Raw genomic sequence first — 19034 nt, 5'->3', positions numbered from 1 at the left:
AAGTTCGATGTCGAGACGGTAGGTGTTGTTGAGGGCTTCGGTGGCGGTGAAGGAGACGACGGAAAGGTTGGGGCTGAAGCGGGAGAAGCGGAGATGGTAGGATTGGGTCGGCATGGCATAAACCTTCTGGTAAAAATATTGCGAATATTAAATTATGCTTATTGGTTTTGTCTATTCATTTAAGATAAGAGGCCGTCTGAAAAGATATTTCAGACGGCCTCTTGTTTCCGGCAGCTACTACACGTCTATGTTCTGGGCAACAAGCGCATTATTTTCGATGAAAGCGCGTCGGGGCTCGACTTCATCCCCCATCAAGGTAACAAACACTTCATCGGCAGCAATCGCATCTTCAATACGCACTTTCAACAAACGGCGTACGGCGGGATCCATTGTCGTTTCCCACAATTGCTCGGGATTCATTTCGCCCAAACCTTTATACCGTTGGATAGACATGCCTTTTTGAGCTATGCCCATCAAAATTTCCAAGGCATCTTCAAAGCTGCCGACATCGAATTCGTTCTCGCCTTTATACAATTTCGCATCCGTACCGATTAAACCCTTGAGCGATGCGGCGGTTTGAACCAATGTTTGATACGCTTTACTACTCAAGAACTTAGGTTCGATATAGCTTACCATCACGTTGCCATGCAGTTTACGGGTAATTTTGATGAAGTGCCCGCCTTCATGACCGTCAACACGCTCTAAAGCCACTTCTTTTTCATCCAATAATGAATTCAGTGCAGCAATGGCGGCATTGGTACTTTCCTCCGAAGATAAATCCACCGTATCCGTATACAGCATGGCTTTCAGCACCAAATCGTCTATTACCCGACTTTCTTGGGCAATAACGTTTTTTGCCAATAAAAACTGCTTGGCGGTTTGCTCCAATTCCTGACCTTCGATTACACGGCCGTCTGAAACAATTTTGGCTTTGTCTAAGGCCAAACCGAGCAGGAATTGGTCTTTCTCGAATTCATCTTTCAGATAACGCTCCTGCTTGCCGTGCTTGGCTTTATACAGCGGTGGCTGGGCGATGTAGATATAGCCGCGTTCAACCAATTCGGGCATCTGACGGTAGAAGAAAGTAAGCAGCAAGGTGCGGATGTGTGCGCCGTCCACATCGGCATCAGTCATGATGATGATGCGGTGATAACGCAGTTTTTCAGGGTTGAATTCTTCTTTGCCGATACCGGCTCCCAAAGCGGTAATCAATGTAGCCACTTCCTGACTGGCCAACATTTTTTCAAAACGGGCTTTTTCCACGTTCAGAATTTTACCTTTCAGTGGCAAAATAGCCTGAAACTTACGGTCGCGCCCTTGCTTGGCCGACCCTCCCGCCGAATCGCCCTCGACCAGATAAAGCTCCGATAAAGCAGGATCTTTTTCCTGACAATCCGCCAGTTTTCCGGGTAAGCCCAAACCATCCATCACCCCTTTTCGGCGGGTAATTTCGCGGGCTTTACGGGCAGCTTCACGGGCACGGGCGGCATCAACGATTTTGCCGCAAATGGTTTTGGCTTCGTTGGGATTTTCTTCCAGAAAGTCCGTTAATGCCTGACTGATAACTTCATTGACTACCGGGCCGATTTCGCTGGAAACCAATTTATCTTTGGTTTGCGAGCTGAATTTCGGATCGGGTAATTTAACCGATAACACACAAGTCAAACCTTCGCGCATATCGTCGCCGCTGGTATCGACTTTAGCTTTCTTGGCGATTTCATTGGATTCGATGTAGCTGTTGATGGTGCGGGTCATCACTTGGCGCAACGCAGTCAGGTGCGTGCCGCCATCCCGTTGCGGAATATTGTTGGTGAAACATTGCACCGATTCTTGATAGCTGTCGTTCCACTGCATTGCGCATTCCACGCTCATGCCTTCTTTTTCACCGAAAGCGTAAAATACTTTTTCGTGTAACGGCGTTTTTTTGCGGTTCATGTATTGCACAAAGCCCGCCACGCCTCCGGAAAAAGCGAAATCCTCTTCTTTTCCGTCGCGCAAATCAATTAATTTGATACCTACGCCATTGTTCAAGAAAGATAATTCTCGGATACGCTTCGCTAAAATTTCAAAATGGTATTCAATCAGACCGAATGTTTCTTCGCTGGCTAAGAAATGAACTTTGGTACCGGTATGGCCTTCGGGCGCATCACCGACCACTTTCAACGGCTCGACAGCTACGCCACGGCGGAACTCGACGAAATGCTCTTTGCCGTCGCGGTAAATGGTCAAACGCAACCAATCCGACAAAGCATTGACGACGGAAACCCCTACTCCGTGCAGGCCACCTGAAATTTTGTAGCTATTGTTGTCAAACTTACCGCCTGCATGCAAGATGGTCATAATCACTTCGGCAGCAGAACGGCCTTCTTTCGGATGAATGCCGGTAGGAATACCGCGGCCGTTGTCTTCAATCGTAATCGAATTATCGGCATTTACAGCCACGGTAATTTTGTCGCAATGCCCCGCCAATGCTTCGTCAATGGCATTATCAAGCACCTCGAACACCATATGGTGCAAGCCCGAACCGTCTTGCGTGTCGCCGATATACATCCCGGGGCGTTTACGCACTGCATCCAAACCCTCCAGCACCTGAATGCTTTCGGCACCATATTCTTCTTGCTGCATCGTCATAGAAAAGTCTTTTCTTACTGATTTTAAATAAGGATGCCGTCTGAAAATCATCAGCAGCCAAACGGCAAAACAACTGTTGGATTATACCTGATTTTGCATGTATTTTCAGCGTTTTTGTGTAATTCAACAGCCATTAAAAAAGGCCGTCTGAATTATTTCAGACGGCCTTTTATCCATAAAAAACTTAAATTCGCATCGGCATTACAATATATTTGAAATCGGGATTATTGGGAATGGTAAACAACGTAGAACGGTTGGCATCACCAAACGCCAACTGCATATCGTCAGCGTGAACATTACGCAGCACGTCCATCAGATAGCCGATGTTAAAGCCGACTTCAAGCTCCCCCCCCTGATAAGCAATTTCCAACTCTTCACGCGCTTCTTCCTGCTCGTTGTTGCTACACACCACACTCAGCAATCCGGGGCGGATGTGCAAACGTGCACCGCGGAATTTTTCATTTGCCAAAATCGCCGCACGCTCCAATGCGCCAAGCAACTGGGTTCGCCCCACCAAGAAGATTTTGTCATTGTCCAATGGGATAACACGGTTAAAATCGGGGAATTTACCGTCTACCACTTTGCTGACAATAACGGTATCGTTGCAACGGAAACGCACTTGATTGTTCAACAACTCCACCGTAAGCGGTTCACTGGGGTTGTTCAGCAATTTAAAGAGTTCCAATACTGTTTTACGCGGCAAAATCACTTCGGCTTTGGGCAAATCGGCATCAATGGTGGTACCCGAATAAGCCAAACGGTGTCCGTCAGTCGCCACCAAACGCAATTGACTGCCTTCAACCTGCATCAGCAAACCATTGAGATAATAACGGATATCTTGTACGGCCATGCTGTATTGCACTTGTGACAACATGTTTTTAAATGCTTCTTGCGATAGTGAAAATGCGGCGCTGACTTCCTCGCCCACACTCATCAACGGAAAATCTTCCGCGGGCAGCGTTTGCAAAGCAAAACGGGATTTGCCTGCCTTTAAAGTCAGGCGGTTTTGCGCCCAATCTAAAGAAACCAACGAGCTTTCCGGAAGCGCGCGCAAAATATCTTGCAATTTTTTCGCGTTGGTTGTGATGCGGAAATCACCCGCCTCGCTATGGGGGCCCGAAGTATTGATTTGAATTTCCAAATCCGTAGCTAAAATGTTGGTATGCCCGTGCACGTTCTCGAGCAATACGTTCGACAGAATCGGCAACGTATGGCGTCGTTCGACAATACCGGTTACTGCCTGCAAAGGTTTGAGCAAAGCATCGCGTTCAGCTTGTAAAATCAACATGGTTATCCCTTCGGGCTAAATTTAATTTTGAATAATTATCAACAATTTTTCATAATCTTGTGCTAATTCGGGGTCTTCTTCGCGCAACTTGGCCACCGCCTTGACTCCGTGCATTACCGTAGTATGGTCGCGCCCGCCGAAAGCTTCTCCGATAGACGGCAAACTCAGATTGGTAAGCTCTTTGGTCAGGCTCATGGCGATCTGGCGCGGGCGGGCAATGTTACGAGTGCGTTTCTTACCGAGTATATCACTGATTTTTATACGGTAATATTTTGCCGTGGCATCAATAATCAAATCAGCCGTAATCACTTTATACGAGCTCGCCACAATATCTTGCAATGCTTTTCGTGCCAAATCAATATCAATGGGTTTGTTCAAAAAACGGCTGCTGGCACTCACGCGGTTAAATGCGCCCTCTAACTCACGCACATTGGAACGGATAAGGTTGGCAATAAAAAATGCGGCATCTTCATTCAAATCCACACCGGCCGTTTCCGCCTTCTTCTGTAAAATCGCCACCCGCATTTCCAATTCGGGAGGTTCCAACTCTAAAGTCAAACCCCATGAAAACCGCGATTTCAAGCGGTCATCCATGTCTTCGATTTTAGTGGGCAATACATCGCAGGTGAGGATAAGCTGTTTTTTTTCATTATGAAAATGATTGTATAGATAGAAGAATTCTTCCATCGTGCGGTCTTTGCCTTTGATAAACTGAATATCATCGATAATCAGCAAATCATATTGTTTGTATTGCTGCTTGAACATATCGTAGCCATTGGTGCGCACGGCATTCATAAAGCTGCGAATATAATCGTCGGAATGCATATAACGCACTTTTGCATCCGGTTTATTTTTCAGCAATTCGTTACCAATAGCCTGTACCAAGTGGGTTTTACCCAAACCCGTACTGCCGTAAAGGAAAAACGGGTTATAGCTTTGACCGGGATTTTCAGCAATCGATTGCGCCGCCGCTGCCGCAATACGGTTTCCCTTACCTTCAACTAAAGTTTCAAAAGTATAATCACGGGACAAATTGGTTTGCGTGTAACGCACATCATCTTGTTCGCATACAGGTTCGTTTTTGGCAGGTTTTACAGGTTTGGTTTCCGCTGCCTTTTTGCCCGTTCCACTCTCCGGTGGTAGCTGCTTGATGCGCTCGGCCAAAATATCCTGTGCGCTTTTTTTACCTGCCGTATTGGTTTTCGACACTTTTTCAGACGGCCTTATTGTATTTTTATCTTCGAGGCCGTCTGAAAAGGCATTATCAGTATTACCTTTATCCGTATTTCGGCTCGGTTCCGACCCATCTGACGGTGCCATTTCATAACACTGGCCGCAGCCGGTTTTAAATGCGAAAGCCTGTTGCGACGGCACCAACTCCTTGCGCACCGCTTCGATTTCAGCAGCGAACTGATTTTTCAGCATATTGAAAGCAAACTGATTTTTGCCATAAACTACCCACATACCGTTTTCCTCGCCAACAGTTAACGGCGCAATCCATTTTTCAAACTGTTGCGGCGGCAATTTATCGTGAAGTCGGCGTAGGCAAAGAGGCCAAAATTCTGCAAGCGTCATGTGAGGTGGCTCGATTATAGCTAATACAACTGATTTTATCTGAACGGGATACTTAAAATAGCCTGGAAAACCGCTTGAAAGCCCTTTTAATCAAAACATTAAGCATTTATCCGGTCTCTTTTTTCAGGCGGCGTGAAAACAACATGTCAAGATTTGGCGGATTATACCGAAATTTATCCACAACCGCTATCTGCCGAGACCATGAGGCAAGTGGCGAAAACATGTGGGCAATTTATCTCACAAGCCACCGGTTTTACACGCAAACCGTTTATATTGATTGACAAAACCACTAAATTCAGGTGTAATTTATGGTTTAATTTTCTGATAAAACTTAGGAAAGAAACATGAAACGCACTTATCAACCTTCCGTTACCCGCCGTAAACGCACCCACGGCTTTTTGGTACGCTCAAAAACCCGCGGCGGTCGTGCTGTTTTGGCTGCACGTCGCGCCAAAGGTCGCAAACGCTTGGCTGTCTAAAACTTGGACAAAGGCTTCAGCAAGCAGTACCGCTTATTAAAAACGGATGATTTTTCATCCGTTTTTGCGTTAAAAAACCAGCGCAGCCGCGGGTTACTGCAAGTATTGCAATCAGACGACAACGGACTGAACCACCCACGCATCGGTTTGATTGTCAGCAAAAAAACGGCCAAACGCGCCCATGACCGCAATTATATGAAGCGGATCATACGCGAATGGTTCCGTTGCAATAGAGACAATCTGCCGCCGCACGATTTTATCGTTCGCGTGCGCCAACCATTTAACCGTGAAACCTCGGCCGAAGCCTGCCGCCAACTGGCACATTTGATGCAGAAGCGCTGACTATGCTTGCCAAATTACTACTCGGCCTCATCCGCTTTTATCAATACGTCATCAGCCCGATGCTGCCGCCCCGTTGCCGTTATACACCGACGTGCTCGCAATATGCCGTAGAAGCGGTGAAAAAATATGGCGCATTCAAAGGCGGCTGGCTGGCGGCCAAACGTATTGCACGCTGCCACCCGTTTGGCGGTTGCGGGCATGACCCCGTACCTTAAACCGTAAAAATACTACCTACCGAACACATATTTCTGTTCGTTTTTATTGGTTTATTTATCTGTTTCTATATAATGCCGTCTGAAACAGCAATAACGCCTTACCACTCGGCACTATCAGGAAAACTCTATGGACTTTAAACGACTAATGGCCTTTTTTGCCATTGCACTGGTTATCCTTCTTGGCTGGGAACAATTATTCCCTTCTCCCAAGCCGGTACCGGCGCAACAACAGGCCTCACCGACCCAACAATCCCCGGCCAAAATCCAAGCGGACACATCTGCTTTGACTCCTGCCGCACCCATCACGGTAACCACCGATACGATGAAAGCGGTCATCGATGAAAAAAGTGGCGACCTCCGCCAGCTGACTTTGCTGAAATACAATGCCAGTAGCGATGAAAGCAAAGATTTCGTATTGTTCAATGACAGTAAGAATTATACTTACGTTGCACAATCCGAGTTGTTCAATTCAGACGGCCAAAACGTATTAAAAAACATTACTTTCCAAGCTCCTCAGAAACAATATTCTCTGAACGGCGATAAAGTGGAAGTACGCCTGAGCGCACCCGAAACCAACGGCCTGAAAATTGATAAAATCTATACTTTCAATAAAAACAGCTACTTGATCGACATCCGTTTTGATGTTACCAACCAAAGCGGTGCTCCTGTAAAACTTGATGCCGTATACCGTCTGCTGCGCGACAACAGCAAGCCCGACGGCGAAGGTTACTTCAACCATACTTACACCGGCCCTGTTGTCTACACTCCTGCCGGCAAATTCGAAAAAGTAACATTCGAAGATTTGGATGATGACTACAATTCAGGCCGCGACCAAGCAGAATATGTACGTAAAACCGACTCCGGCTGGCTCGGCATGATTCAGCATTACTTCATGTCTACTTGGATTCTGCAACCTAAAGACGGCCAATCCGTCTGCAACAATGGCGGCTGCCAAATTGACTTGAAACGCCGCAGCGACAATCTTTACTCCGCCAGCGTCCGCGTACCAATGCCTGCGATTCAAAACGGCAACAAACTCGACTTCCCTGTCGGCCTGTATGCCGGTCCGCAAACAACCGGCACCATCAGCAAAATTTCTGACAACCTGCAACTGGCAAAAGACTATGGCAAAGTACATATTTTTGCCTCGCCGCTGTTTTGGTTGCTGGATAAACTCCACGGTTTCGTCGGCAACTGGGGTTGGGCGATTGTTTTACTGACTATCATCGTTAAAGCCATCCTTTATCCGCTAACCAACGCATCTTACCGCTCAATGGCAAAAATGCGTGCCGTAGCACCGAGATTGCAAGCATTGAAAGAGAAATACGGCGACGACCGTATGGCTATGCAGCAAGCCATGATGAAGATGTATAAAGACGAAAAAATCAACCCTCTTGGCGGTTGCTTGCCAATGCTGTTGCAAATTCCGGTATTCATCGGCTTATATTGGGCGATTTTCTCATCTGTAGAATTGCGCCAAGCTCCGTGGATTGGTTGGATTACCGATTTAAGCCGACCCGATCCGTGGTTTATTCTGCCCATTATTATGGCGGCCACCATGTTCATCCAAACTTACCTGAACCCGCCACCTACCGATCCTATGCAGGCTAAAATGATGAAAATCATGCCGATTATTTTCTCAGTAATGTTTTTCTTCTTCCCTGCTGGCTTGGTATTGTATTGGGTAGTCAACAACATTCTGACTATTTTCCAACAGTGGTATATCAACCGCAGCATTGAGAAGCAACGTGCTGCAGGTGAGGTAGTATCTTAAACAACCAACCAAAAGATAAAGGCCGTCTGAAAAGTTTTCAGACGGCCTTTTGCATCTCTTTCACTTTACACTAATTCGGAATAAAAATAACGAAAAGCTAATAAACCATATACTATAAAAAATCAAAAACGGAATCCGATTTCTTACTTGAAAAACTTACAAACCGTCTTTTTAAATCCATTCTTAACGGCGTTCTAAATAATTTACTTTATCCATCTTAACCTACTTATCGAACAGATCATCCGTCTTATTCCGAATAACCTGCACTCAAAGTAACACCCTTTCCTTAATATCCTAACTTTCTTGAGGATTTTATTGTGATTTCAAGCAGATTAGAATAATATTAATGATTACAACATCCCAACAAAAATACCGCCGGATAGCAATGATCCATCTGATTAAATGTTGCTCATTTCAAAAACCCAATTACCCATAGCAACGCTTCTTCCGATCGGAAAATTACTTAAACACGGCGGCGATAATGAAACACAAAAACGGAGACAGAAAACATGGTACATCAATCCAAACATGCATCTATGAACATTTGCCTAATTCAGGCGCGGGAAGCGTTAATGACTCAATTCCGCCCTATTCTCAACAATGCAGGCATTACCGATCAACAATGGCGCATTATCCGGCTACTGGCTGAGAATGGTACGCTTGATTTCCAAGATCTGGCCAACCAAGCCTGCATTTTACGACCCAGCCTTACAGGAATTTTGACACGCTTGGAAAAAGCCGGATATGTAGTACGGCTCAAACCCTCTAATGATCAGCGTCGTGTATATTTGAAACTTACGGCAGAAGGCGAAAAACTTTACCGATCCATTGGAGAGAAAGTCGACGAATGCTACGACAGAATTGAAACCGTTTTATCAAAAGAAAAAATGCTGCAACTTCAAACTCTACTCGGCGAATTATCACGTCTAGAGCAGCTTCTCAAATAATTCACACCACTTTAATAATGGCAAAAAATCATCCTGCCCAAACATTACAGCAAGATTTTCGTAACGCAATGGCTTCATGCGCGGCAGGTGTTCACGTAATCACTACTGACGGCGAAGCCGGGCGATACGGCATTACCATGACGGCAGTTACATCCATTACAGATGAACCACCTACTGTGATGCTGTGTATCAACCGCCGCTCGGCCATTATCCCCATTATTTCCGCTAACCGCCATCTATGCATTAATGTATTGTCCGCCGCACAACAAGATGTGGCTGAACACTTTGCAGGCATTACCAAATTATCCCCTGAAGAGCGTTTTGAATACCATATTTGGCACCGAGGGCAAAACGGACAACTGCAAGTAGAAGGCGCTTTGGCACACTTACACGGTAAAATCATCGCAAAACATGAAATAGGTACACATGATGTGTTTTATGTAGAAATAGATGAAATTCGGGTACACAACATCCCCCTGACGCCCGCTCTTATCTACTTTCGACGAAATTTCAATCAATTGATTTAGCTTTATATTTATGAGAATCATGGAAATGAAAAAATGCTGCCCCATAGCAGCATTTTTTCATTTAACCAATTTCAACCCCTTTTTGGATTTAGGTTCATTATTCGTTTCCCTGTGTTCCGTTGACTCATCTTCTTCTACGACAGGCTGTTTATTTTCTACAAAATGCAGAGGCTCTTCGCCTTTCTTTTCACTTTCAGTTTGATACGGTTCAACCTCAAATCCCATGCCTTCGCCACTCTCACGAGAGAAGATACTGATTACATGTCCAACAGGAATCCAAATCTCATGAGCGACCCCTGCGAAACGTGCAGAAAAATTAATCCATTCGTTATCTATGGTCAAATTATGGCTTGCCGTCTGGCCGATATTCAAAACAATCTCATTTTCACGCACATACTGCATGGGAACACGAGTATGCTCATTAACCCACACTACGATATGTGGCGTTTGATTATTATCCAAACACCACTCATATAGGGCGCGAAGCAGATAAGGTTTGGTACTAGTAGTCATCGCATCTTCCTTCTGAAAAATTATGGCTTTCAGACGGCCTCTTACTCAAAACAAACAACAAACTCAACGGCGCATCGCTTTTTCGGCAGGTGTCAAAGCCTCAATAAAAGCTTCACGTTGGAAAATACGTTCAGCATACTTCAAAATAGGTGCAGCGGATTTACCCAACTTGATATCGTAATAATCCAAGCGCCATAACAGCGGCGAGAGCGCCACATCAATCATAGAAAAATCATCGCCTAAGATATATTTATTTTTCGCAAATGAAGGTGCCAGCATGGTTAGCCCTTGACCAATCGCTTCACGAGCCTTGACCTGCTCCTTATTAGTTGCCTCAGGGTTTTCTAAAACCTGTACCAAACTGAACAACTCTTTTTCCATACGGAACAAAACCAAACGACCGCGACCACGCATAACCGGATCTCCCGGCATTAATTGCGGATGAGGAAAACGTTCATCAATATATTCATTTATAATATTGGATTCATGCAAAATCAAATCCCGTTCTACCAGTACCGGCACTTGGTTATAAGGATTCATAATTGCGAGATCTTCAGGCTTATTAAAGATATCAACATCTTTAATTTCGAAATCCATACCTTTTTCAAACAATACAAAACGGCAGCGTTGGCTAAACGGGCAAGTAATACCCGAATATAAAGTCATCATAATCTTGTGCTCCGGCAAAATCTATACCGCCTTTTTTCAGACGGCCTAAAAGATAACAGCTATCAATCGGTGGATTATAGCCGTTTCCAACCAAATTATCCACAAATTCGAAACAACTAATTGTTTTTTAAAAGACTTTCAATGAAATACTCAAAATAAAAAAGGCAAAACCAAATTGGTTTTGCCTTCTGATGGAATGGGCTTCTAGTGAACGTCTTTCCAATATTCTTTTTTCAAGAAATAAGCCAACGGTAACATCACGGCCAATAGGAAAATCAAAACGATATATCCTGTGCGTTTACGTTCCAGTTGGGCAGGCTCACCCATATAAACTAGATAATTTACCAAATCACGGACATAGTTATCATATTCTTTTTCAATAACTTTGCCATTTGGTAACCGACGGCTGTGCAATCCGGTGGATTCCCAGACCAACTTAGGAACCATATTGCCGTGTTCGTCTTTTACCATAACAGGTTGGCCTTTGGCATCCAGCTCAACCGCTTTAACACCTTGCTGTTCCCATAAAGGGTGAGGCATACCCACTTTATCAAATACGGTGTTATTCCAGCCGGTAGGGCGAGTCGGATCTTTATAAAAACCGCGCATATAAGCATACAGATAATCGGCACCGCGGGAACGGGCAATTAAAGTTAAATCAGGCGGTTCTGCGCCGAACCATTTTTTAGCATCTGCCGGAGTCATGGCCGACTGCATTACATCACCAACTTTATCGGTGGTAAACATCAGATTTTTCTTAATTTCATCTTCAGTCAACCCAAGATCCTGCAAACGGTTAAAACGCATGCCGCTTGCAGAATGGCAAGACAAACAATAGTTGGTAAAAATCTGTGCACCACGTTGCAAGCTGACTTGATCGCCTAAGTCGATATCAACTTTCTCATAGTGAGCATTCCCGCCCGCAGCAAACGCTACGCTCATAGGTGCTGCCAATAATAAGGCAGCCACCCAATTTCTCAGTGTTTGTTTCATTTTCGCTGCCCTCATTAAATGTTAGTTGCAAATAGATATGCACCCACCACAGTAATGGCAACATAAACAAAGAACATCAGTTTTTGTTTACCGGTACTCATGGTTACACGCTCAGGAACCGGACGGTCTTTATCCAGTTTAGTGTAGAACGGCATACCTAAGAAGAATGCAAAGTAAATGACAGACAGGATGCGTGCCACGATAGTGCGGGTATCGGTCGCTACTAAAGCACCCAAAATACCCAAACCGATGAAGGAAATGATAAACAGCACCAACATGGTTTTGAAAATCGGGCCGCGGTAACGGACGGACTTCACCGGAGATCGGTCAAGCCAAGGCAACAACGCAATCAATACCACCGCAGCACCCATACCGATTACACCCCAAACTTGCGTACCGAAGAATGAAGGAATGGCACGCAAAATAGCGTAGAACGGTGTGAAGTACCATACCGGGGCAATGTGTGCAGGCGTTTTCAGCGGGTTGGCCGGATCGAAGTTCGGTGCTTCCAAGAAGTAACCGCCACCTTCAGGGGCAAAGAACATGATGGCACAGAACACAATCAGAAATACTACTACGCCGAGAATATCTTTAACCGTATAGTAAGGGTGGAACGGAATACCGTCTAACGGAATGCCGTTTTTATCTTTCAGTTTTTTGATTTCTACGCCGTCGGGGTTGTTGGAGCCTACTTCATGCAAAGCAATCAGGTGGGCAACAACCAAGCCGACCAATACCAACGGTACGGCGATTACGTGCAGAGCGAAGAAACGGTTCAAGGTAACGTCGGATACGTTAAAGTCGCCTCGAATCCAAGTAGACAAATCGGGGCCGATTACGGGAATAGCGGCAAACAGGTTAATAATTACCTGTGCACCCCAGAAAGACATTTGACCCCACGGCAGCAGGTAGCCCATGAATGCTTCGGCCATCAAAGCCAAGAAAATCAATGAACCGAATACCCACACCAATTCGCGCGGTTTTTTGAAAGAACCGTAAATCAGGCCGCGGAACATGTGCAGGTACACCACCACGAAGAACATGGATGCGCCGGTAGAGTGCATGTAGCGGATGATCCAGCCGCCCGATACGTCGCGCATGATGTATTCGACGGCGGTAAAGGCTGCGGGAAGGTGGTATGAGTTCAGGTTGCCATCGGGCTTGTAGTTCATGGTCAGGAAGATACCGCTGACGATTTGAATGACCAGCACGAGCATGGCCAGCGAGCCGAAGAAATACCAGAAGTTGAAGTTTTTAGGCGCGTAATACTCGGTTACGTGCTCTTTCATCATTTTAGACAAAGGGAACCGTGCGTCCACCCAGCCTAACAATGATTTGTTTTCATTATTGGTTTGGTTTGCCATGATAAGTCCCTTTATTTGTCGTCGCCTACCAGAATGGTGGTGTCGCTCAGGTATTTGTAGGGCGGAATAATCAGGTTGGTCGGGGCGGGAACGCCTTTAAACACACGGCCTGCCAAGTCGAATTTGGAACCGTGGCACGGGCAGAAGAAGCCGCCTTTCCAATCTGCACCCAAGTCGGCCGGAGCGATATCGGGACGGAAAGTCGGCGAGCAACCCAAATGGGTACAGATACCAATGGCCACAAAGATATTGGGTTTAATAGAACGCATTTCATTTTTGCAGTATTCGGGCTGTTGCTCGACTTCCGATTTGGGGTCTACAACTGCCCCGTTCAAAGATGCCAAGTCTTTCTGCTGTTGCTCCGTGCGGTTTAGCACCCAAATGGGTTTCCCCTGCCACTCGGCTGTAACTAACTGACCGGGTTCTATCTTGCTTACATCTACTTCTATAGGTGCACCGGCAGCTTTGGCTTTTTCCGATGGGAAAAAGCTAGCCAAAAACGGTGTTGCCACGCCTAAAGCGGCAACACCGCCTGCCCCTGCCGTCGCCAAAGTTAGGAAGCGGCGGCGGCTTTGATTGATTTCTTGATTTTCCATTATTCAGTCATCCTAAAATTTTGGGAATACCGAGCCATTAAACTTGCTAATTCTACCTGATTTTATAGAGATACTTAAAGCATTATTTAAAATAACGTAAAGTTTTGCCGTATTTTTCAAATTCATGCGGGATTTGGCTCATCGAAGAAAAGGGTTTCTATACCGAATTCGCGGGCCAGCGCTTCTCCCAGAGCCTGTATGCCGTAACGTTCCGTAGCGTGATGACCTGCTCCGATGAAAGCGGTATCGGTTTCATTCGCCAAGTGGAACTGTACTTCGGAAATTTCGCCCGTGATGTAGGCATCCGCGCCGGCTTCTACGGCTTCTTGAAAAAATCCTTGTGCACCGCCGGTACACCATACGATGCGGCTGATGATGCGCTCTCCACCGCCGACCACAGTGGGAGCGCGTCCGAGCCGGCCACATAAATCGGCGCACAATTCATCTAAAGTTTGCGGGGTTTTCAGACGGCCTATATTCAGAAGATTTTGTTCGCCGAATTGTTTTTCGCGAACCCATCCCATTCTTTCAGCCAATTGAGCGTTGTTGCCTAACTCGGGATGGGCATCAAGCGGCAGATGGTAGCCTGCCATATTGATGCCGTGGCCGAGCAAGGTTGCGATGCGTTCTTTTTTCCAACCGGTAATGGTTACCGGCTCGCTCTTCCAGAACATGCCGTGATGCACCAGCAGCATGTCTGCACCTTGCTCTGCCGCATAGATGATGGCGGCACGACTGGCAGTAACGGCGGTGATGATTTTACTCACGTCGTTCCGCCCTTCAACTTGCAAACCGTTTGGCGCATAGTCTTTAAATAGGTCGGTTTGCAGGGTTTGGTCGCACCAATCGAGAATTTCTTGGCGTGTGGTCATGTGCTTCCTTTCTTTTTATAACGTTAATCTGCTTGTAAGACTAAATCGGATTTTCATTGCAGATTTTTTATTTTCCTGAATTTGAAAATTAAAATCTTGATAAAAAACAAAATATTGCAATTTTCATCGTTTAAAACTACATTTCACTACTACGCTCTTTGTGATAACACCGGTATAGCCCGGCATGAGGCAGCACAACAGGCGGCACTTGAACTGAATCATCAAGTCTATTGGGCATGAGATTTTCAGACGGCCTCAAGACCGATAGTTCCCAGTGTAATCCTGTCTTGCCCGGCGAGATCCTGCAAGGTTTCTATTTCGTGAAAACCGTTTTGTTTGAATAATTCCCGTACGGCCCGGCCTTGGTTGTAACCGTGTTCAACCATTAGACGGCCGCCTTCTTTCAAATAAGTCTGCGCACCTTCGGCCAAAGCACGGATACAGCTCAGGCCGTCTGAAAAATCGGTGAGTGCGGACTGCGGTTCGAAGCGCAAATCGCCCTGCTGCAGATGGCTGTCTTCGGCTTCGATATAAGGGGGATTGGAAACAATGATATCGAACGTATGGTTTTCAGACGGCCTCCCTGCCTCAAACCACGAACCGCATGAAAACTGAACTTCCGCCCCTAATGCCCGGGCATTGTCGGCAGCGGTTTGCAAGGCGGCAGTACTGATGTCGGAAGCGGAAACCTGTGCATCAGGGCGCTCCAACGCGATCGTTACTGCGATAATGCCGCTTCCCGTACCCAAATCCCACACTTTGCCGCTCTGAGGCAAATATCGGATAACGGCCTCAACCAAATGTTCGGTTTCCGGGCGCGGTATCAATACGTAGGGATTGACTTTAAACATGCGACCGTAGAATTCACGATTGCCCAAAATATAGGCCATCGGTTCTCCTTGTATGCGACGGCAAGCCAATGCATTTAAGGCCGTCTGAACATTCTCTTCGAGAACTTCATGCTCACGGGTAATCAATTGAGCGCGGGTATAACCGGTAGCATGTTGCAGCAGCATCCGTGCTTCCAGTTTGGGTAGCGGGCAGGTTTTTATCCATTCGGCGAGGGTTTGCGGCATTTCAGACGGCCTCTGTGTTTCAGACGGCCTGCTATTATAAAGAAGGCCGTCTGAAAAAGTGGAAAACCTTTTCAGACGGCCTCGATATAGAGCGGGGCAATAATCTTCACAGATAATGAATAAACAACGGCGAAAGGCTGTATGGCGAGTCAAACATTGCCGCTATCGTGCTCAATTTCAGATTGGAGACGGCCTAACTTTTCCTGCACTGCCTGCCATACCGCTTCGACAGGGATCGCACCCAACCAACGCCTCTCATCATTGGTATTGATACTGTCCGGATGCGGCAAACTGCCGTAATCGCCCGCCCATACTACCGACGCTTTATCTGAATAGGGTCGCCAGCGGCTTACCCAGCTCGGGCCGAACAATACCACTTGCGGCTTATCCAACGCCGCAGCCATATGCATGGGAGCCGAGTCCACGCCGATGAACAGCTTGGCTCCGTCAATAGCCGCAGCAAGTTCGCATAGATTCAAACTGCCGGACAGAACCCACAGTTTTGTATTTCCGGTAATTTTCAGACGGCCTGTTACTTGCTCCAATATACGCCGTTCCCTTTGATCAGGGGCGGCAGTCAATACGATATTCTCACCGCTATCCGACAAGCGCTGAAGCAATTCCGTGGTTTTATCGTCATCCCAACATTTGAATACCCAACGCGATCCGGGATGCACCAACACATAGTCCTCTCCTTGCCAGCCAAGGCCACTTAATTTGTTTTGCAAGCTCAAGCGGTCGGCTTCGCCGATATCAAGACGCACTTCTGGATGGTAATGGTCGAGAGAAAAGCCCAATGGGTCTAAAACAGCCAAATTGTGTTGCGTAATATGATGCTCATTCCCCAAATCTTTACCGAGAAAAGTATGGCAAAACTTCCACAATACATTGTTTCGTTTTTGGAAAGCGATTCCGGCACTTTGCCGCCCGCACAACTTGGCCAATATGCCGGCCCGCCATTGGTCGGATAGGTTCAACACCCAATCGTAATGCTGCTTCCTCAATTCCGTCAGCAAGCGAAATTCGCAAGCGGCCTGCTTCAATAGCCCCTGTTTTTTCCAATTGCGGTCTATGGTAAAAATACGCCGGAGTTGGCGGTTATTGCGAACCATGTCGGCAGTTTCCTGATACACAAGCATGTCCACCTCACAATCCGGATAAACATGCTTAATCGCACCCGCCACCGGAGTGGCAAGCAACACATCACCATGATGGCGGAGCTTACAAAGCAATACTCTATGCGGTTTATTTTGCATATCCATATCCATAACTTAGTAAAAATCTTTCAAACCATATACTGCCTGAAATACACGGGCATAAACATCTGCCCATAGCATAGCCCTTACTCACACTTCCGACTATTTGCTGTAAAGACATACAAACCATTTCGTTGCTCCAAAGAAACCTTTTAAATAAAAATCGCAAATTCAACCATACAGTATATAGATAAATTTGCTGCCGATATACTTCTATATAAGACGTATAACAAACACGATATCTAACCGGCCGTAATAAAAAGGCCGTCTGAAAATACTTTTCAGACGGCCTTGACTCTTTATTCAAATCAATGTGCATCTTGACTCAAATCTACCTGTTCCAATGGAATCTTACGCGTTTTGTAGCGCAGTTTGTGATAGAAATAAAAACCCAAGAATACCGGCAATCCCATGTAAGTGATAACCACGCGATCCCAATCAAGGCTGCCTTTCAACACCAACTCGGTATCCTGCCCGATAATCACCAAAACACACAAAGCCAATGCCAGCAAAGGCCCAAACGGAAACCACTTGGCACGATAAACCAGCGTGTTCAAATCCTTACCCTGAACGATATAAGCACGGCGGAATCGATAGTGGCTGATGGCAATGCCCAACCACGCGATAAAACCGGTCAACCCCGAGGCGGCAAGAATATATTGATACATCTTATCGCTTGCCAATTGCAACAGAAAAAGCGCCAGCACAATAATCGCCGTTGTAAACAACGCAAATATCGGCACACCTTTTTCATTAGTTCGAGAAAACTGTTTATAAGCCAACCCATTTTTCGCCATCGCATACAACATGCGCGTAGAGGCATACATGCCCGAATTACCGGCAGACAAAATCGATGTCAGAATAACCGCATTCATAACCGCCGCCGCAAACGCCAATCCCGCCCGCTCAAACACCAACGTAAAAGGCGATTTGGCAATTTCGTTTACATCCGCACCCAACAATTGAGGGCTGGTATAAGGAATCAAGAGCCCAATAACCAAAATGGCCAGAATATAAAAAATCAAAATCCGCCAAAACACCTGCTTGATGGCCTTAGGAATACTTTCCTCCGGATGTTCGGATTCACCCGCAGTAATACCGATCAACTCTGTACCTTGAAACGAAAAACCGGCAATCAGGAAAACACCCAGAATGGTCAGAAACTGCCCGGAAAATCCGCCCCCCAAAAACGGCGCATCACCCATGGTCATATTCGTCAAGCCCACGTATTCACCACCAAGAATACCGAAAATCGTCAATACGCCCACTGCCAAAAACACAATAACCGTAATCACTTTAACTAAAGCAAACCAGTATTCCGATTCACCGTAAGCCCGCACCGACAAGGTGTTCAACAAAAAGATCACAGAGAAAAACACCAAACTCCATGCCCACGGAGCCATAAACCGCAGCGGCTCCCAATATGTAATCACAACCGCCGCAATAACCACGTCAGCCGCAACGGTAATCACCCAGTTAAACCAGTAGTTCCAACCCAACGCAAAACCAAGAGAAGGATCGACAAAGCGTGCCGCATAAGTACTGAACGAGCCGGAAGTCGGCAGATAAGTTGCCATCTCCCCGAGCGAAGTCATCAAAAAATAAACCATCAGCCCAATGGCTACATAAGCAACAAGCGCACCACCCGGACCAGCAGAACTGATGGCCGTACCGCTGGCCATAAACAGCCCTGTACCGATACAGCCGCCAATCGCAATCATCGACAAGTGGCGTGTCTTCAAACGACGCTGTACCTGTGTATTGTGTTGAATATTTGACATAATTTAAAACATTATCAGCAAAACTGAAGAATAAAATAATTTAATTTTTGTTATGATACCTAAAAACTTCCATAACGTGTCAATAAAAGTCTCATATCAATAATCCAATCGTCGGAATCATATCCTGATAAGCACA

The 19034-nt window shown here is 46.1% G+C and carries 18 protein-coding genes; 6 read left to right on the top strand and 12 right to left on the bottom strand.

Annotated elements, in window-relative coordinates; genetic code table 11:
* Window positions 1–237 precede the first annotated feature (237 nt).
* The 3 genes from gyrB to dnaA all read right to left on the bottom strand — a co-directional run bounded on the left by gyrB (window position 238) and on the right by dnaA (window position 5494).
* Window positions 238–2631, bottom strand: coding sequence for a DNA topoisomerase (ATP-hydrolyzing) subunit B (gene gyrB, locus Q0X97_RS05580; protein WP_302066175.1), 2394 nt, complete (start codon window positions 2629–2631; stop codon window positions 238–240).
* A gap of 184 nt (window positions 2632–2815) precedes the next feature.
* Window positions 2816–3919, bottom strand: a complete 1104-nt coding sequence (gene dnaN / locus Q0X97_RS05575) for a DNA polymerase III subunit beta (protein ID WP_107928514.1) — start codon at window positions 3917–3919, stop codon at window positions 2816–2818.
* A 21-nt stretch (window positions 3920–3940) separates the two neighbouring features.
* Window positions 3941–5494, bottom strand: coding sequence for a chromosomal replication initiator protein DnaA (gene dnaA / locus Q0X97_RS05570; protein WP_302066183.1), 1554 nt, complete (start codon window positions 5492–5494; stop codon window positions 3941–3943).
* Window positions 5495–5838: 344 nt separating this feature from the next.
* Here dnaA and rpmH point away from each other — a divergent pair, with 344 nt between their 5' ends.
* The 6 genes from rpmH (at window position 5839) to hpaC (ending at window position 9778) form a co-directional block, all read left to right on the top strand.
* Window positions 5839–5973: a 50S ribosomal protein L34 gene (gene rpmH, locus Q0X97_RS05565; RefSeq protein ID WP_004283944.1), complete on the top strand. Its 135-nt coding sequence runs from the start codon at window positions 5839–5841 to the stop codon at window positions 5971–5973.
* A 3-nt stretch (window positions 5974–5976) separates the two neighbouring features.
* Window positions 5977–6315 carry a ribonuclease P protein component gene (gene rnpA, locus Q0X97_RS05560; protein WP_302066212.1) on the top strand — a complete coding sequence of 113 codons (339 nt, stop codon included), beginning with the start codon at window positions 5977–5979 and terminating at the stop codon, window positions 6313–6315.
* A gap of 2 nt (window positions 6316–6317) precedes the next feature.
* Window positions 6318–6530 (top strand): membrane protein insertion efficiency factor YidD, encoded by a 213-nt coding sequence (gene yidD / locus Q0X97_RS05555; protein ID WP_302066213.1) that lies wholly within the window; start codon window positions 6318–6320, stop codon window positions 6528–6530.
* Window positions 6531–6657: 127 nt separating this feature from the next.
* Window positions 6658–8304: a membrane protein insertase YidC gene (gene yidC, locus Q0X97_RS05550; protein ID WP_302066214.1), complete on the top strand. Its 1647-nt coding sequence runs from the start codon at window positions 6658–6660 to the stop codon at window positions 8302–8304.
* A gap of 509 nt (window positions 8305–8813) precedes the next feature.
* Window positions 8814–9251: a homoprotocatechuate degradation operon regulator HpaR gene (hpaR, locus tag Q0X97_RS05545; protein ID WP_302066215.1), complete on the top strand. Its 438-nt coding sequence runs from the start codon at window positions 8814–8816 to the stop codon at window positions 9249–9251.
* 17 nt (window positions 9252–9268) lie between these two features.
* Window positions 9269–9778 (top strand): 4-hydroxyphenylacetate 3-monooxygenase, reductase component, encoded by a 510-nt coding sequence (gene hpaC / locus Q0X97_RS05540; RefSeq protein ID WP_302066216.1) that lies wholly within the window; start codon window positions 9269–9271, stop codon window positions 9776–9778.
* Window positions 9779–9835: 57 nt separating this feature from the next.
* Here hpaC and Q0X97_RS05535 read toward each other — a convergent pair whose 3' ends face one another.
* From Q0X97_RS05535 to Q0X97_RS05495, 9 genes are all read right to left on the bottom strand, one after another.
* Entirely contained in the window at window positions 9836–10291 is a 456-nt protein-coding gene (locus tag Q0X97_RS05535) for a ClpXP protease specificity-enhancing factor (RefSeq protein ID WP_302066217.1), read from the bottom strand.
* A 63-nt stretch (window positions 10292–10354) separates the two neighbouring features.
* A complete protein-coding gene (locus Q0X97_RS05530; protein ID WP_302066218.1) occupies window positions 10355–10960 on the bottom strand; it encodes a glutathione S-transferase N-terminal domain-containing protein in 606 nt (201 codons plus the stop codon).
* 204 nt (window positions 10961–11164) lie between these two features.
* Window positions 11165–11953 (bottom strand): cytochrome c1, encoded by a 789-nt coding sequence (locus Q0X97_RS05525; RefSeq protein WP_302066219.1) that lies wholly within the window; start codon window positions 11951–11953, stop codon window positions 11165–11167.
* Between the two features lie 14 nt (window positions 11954–11967).
* Window positions 11968–13317 carry a cytochrome bc complex cytochrome b subunit gene (locus Q0X97_RS05520; protein WP_302066220.1) on the bottom strand — a complete coding sequence of 450 codons (1350 nt, stop codon included), beginning with the start codon at window positions 13315–13317 and terminating at the stop codon, window positions 11968–11970.
* 11 nt (window positions 13318–13328) lie between these two features.
* Window positions 13329–13913, bottom strand: a complete 585-nt coding sequence (petA, locus tag Q0X97_RS05515; protein WP_302066221.1) for a ubiquinol-cytochrome c reductase iron-sulfur subunit — start codon at window positions 13911–13913, stop codon at window positions 13329–13331.
* 122 nt (window positions 13914–14035) lie between these two features.
* Window positions 14036–14785: a Nif3-like dinuclear metal center hexameric protein gene (locus Q0X97_RS05510; RefSeq protein WP_302066222.1), complete on the bottom strand. Its 750-nt coding sequence runs from the start codon at window positions 14783–14785 to the stop codon at window positions 14036–14038.
* Between the two features lie 245 nt (window positions 14786–15030).
* Window positions 15031–15861 carry a peptide chain release factor N(5)-glutamine methyltransferase gene (prmC, locus tag Q0X97_RS05505; RefSeq protein WP_302066223.1) on the bottom strand — a complete coding sequence of 277 codons (831 nt, stop codon included), beginning with the start codon at window positions 15859–15861 and terminating at the stop codon, window positions 15031–15033.
* Between the two features lie 149 nt (window positions 15862–16010).
* The gene (gene rfaQ, locus Q0X97_RS05500) at window positions 16011–17123 is read right to left on the bottom strand and encodes a putative lipopolysaccharide heptosyltransferase III (protein ID WP_302066224.1); all 1113 of its coding nucleotides are present in this window, start codon (window positions 17121–17123) and stop codon (window positions 16011–16013) included.
* A gap of 302 nt (window positions 17124–17425) precedes the next feature.
* Entirely contained in the window at window positions 17426–18838 is a 1413-nt protein-coding gene (locus tag Q0X97_RS05495; protein WP_367881740.1) for an amino acid permease, read from the bottom strand.
* Window positions 18839–19034: the final 196 nt, after the last annotated feature.

This window comes from Neisseria sp. MVDL19-042950 (genome assembly GCF_030504625.1).
In the GTDB taxonomy this organism is placed as follows: Bacteria; Pseudomonadota; Gammaproteobacteria; order Burkholderiales; family Neisseriaceae; genus Neisseria.
Note: the sequence above shows the minus strand (reverse complement) of the source record. Positions and strands in the feature narration are given on the sequence as shown.

Bases quoted from the DNA above. Each gene is read 5' to 3' on its own strand.
- Q0X97_RS05510 (WP_302066222.1), bottom strand. From the start codon at position 14,785: ATGACCACACGCCAAGAAATTCTCGATTGGTGCGACCAAACCCTGCAA.
- petA (WP_302066221.1), bottom strand. From the start codon at position 13,913: ATGGAAAATCAAGAAATCAATCAAAGCCGCCGCCGCTTCCTAACTTTG.
- dnaN (WP_107928514.1), bottom strand. From the start codon at position 3,919: ATGTTGATTTTACAAGCTGAACGCGATGCTTTGCTCAAACCTTTGCAG.
- Q0X97_RS05495 (WP_367881740.1), bottom strand. From the start codon at position 18,838: ATGATTGCGATTGGCGGCTGTATCGGTACAGGGCTGTTTATGGCCAGC.
- rfaQ (WP_302066224.1), bottom strand. From the start codon at position 17,123: ATGGATATGCAAAATAAACCGCATAGAGTATTGCTTTGTAAGCTCCGC.
- Q0X97_RS05530 (WP_302066218.1), bottom strand. From the start codon at position 10,960: ATGATGACTTTATATTCGGGTATTACTTGCCCGTTTAGCCAACGCTGC.
- prmC (WP_302066223.1), bottom strand. From the start codon at position 15,861: ATGCCGCAAACCCTCGCCGAATGGATAAAAACCTGCCCGCTACCCAAA.
- rpmH (WP_004283944.1), top strand. From the start codon at position 5,839: ATGAAACGCACTTATCAACCTTCCGTTACCCGCCGTAAACGCACCCAC.
- dnaA (WP_302066183.1), bottom strand. From the start codon at position 5,494: ATGACGCTTGCAGAATTTTGGCCTCTTTGCCTACGCCGACTTCACGAT.
- Q0X97_RS05535 (WP_302066217.1), bottom strand. From the start codon at position 10,291: ATGACTACTAGTACCAAACCTTATCTGCTTCGCGCCCTATATGAGTGG.
- Q0X97_RS05525 (WP_302066219.1), bottom strand. From the start codon at position 11,953: ATGAAACAAACACTGAGAAATTGGGTGGCTGCCTTATTATTGGCAGCA.
- yidD (WP_302066213.1), top strand. From the start codon at position 6,318: ATGCTTGCCAAATTACTACTCGGCCTCATCCGCTTTTATCAATACGTC.
- hpaR (WP_302066215.1), top strand. From the start codon at position 8,814: ATGGTACATCAATCCAAACATGCATCTATGAACATTTGCCTAATTCAG.
- hpaC (WP_302066216.1), top strand. From the start codon at position 9,269: ATGGCAAAAAATCATCCTGCCCAAACATTACAGCAAGATTTTCGTAAC.
- Q0X97_RS05520 (WP_302066220.1), bottom strand. From the start codon at position 13,317: ATGGCAAACCAAACCAATAATGAAAACAAATCATTGTTAGGCTGGGTG.
- gyrB (WP_302066175.1), bottom strand. From the start codon at position 2,631: ATGACGATGCAGCAAGAAGAATATGGTGCCGAAAGCATTCAGGTGCTG.
- yidC (WP_302066214.1), top strand. From the start codon at position 6,658: ATGGACTTTAAACGACTAATGGCCTTTTTTGCCATTGCACTGGTTATC.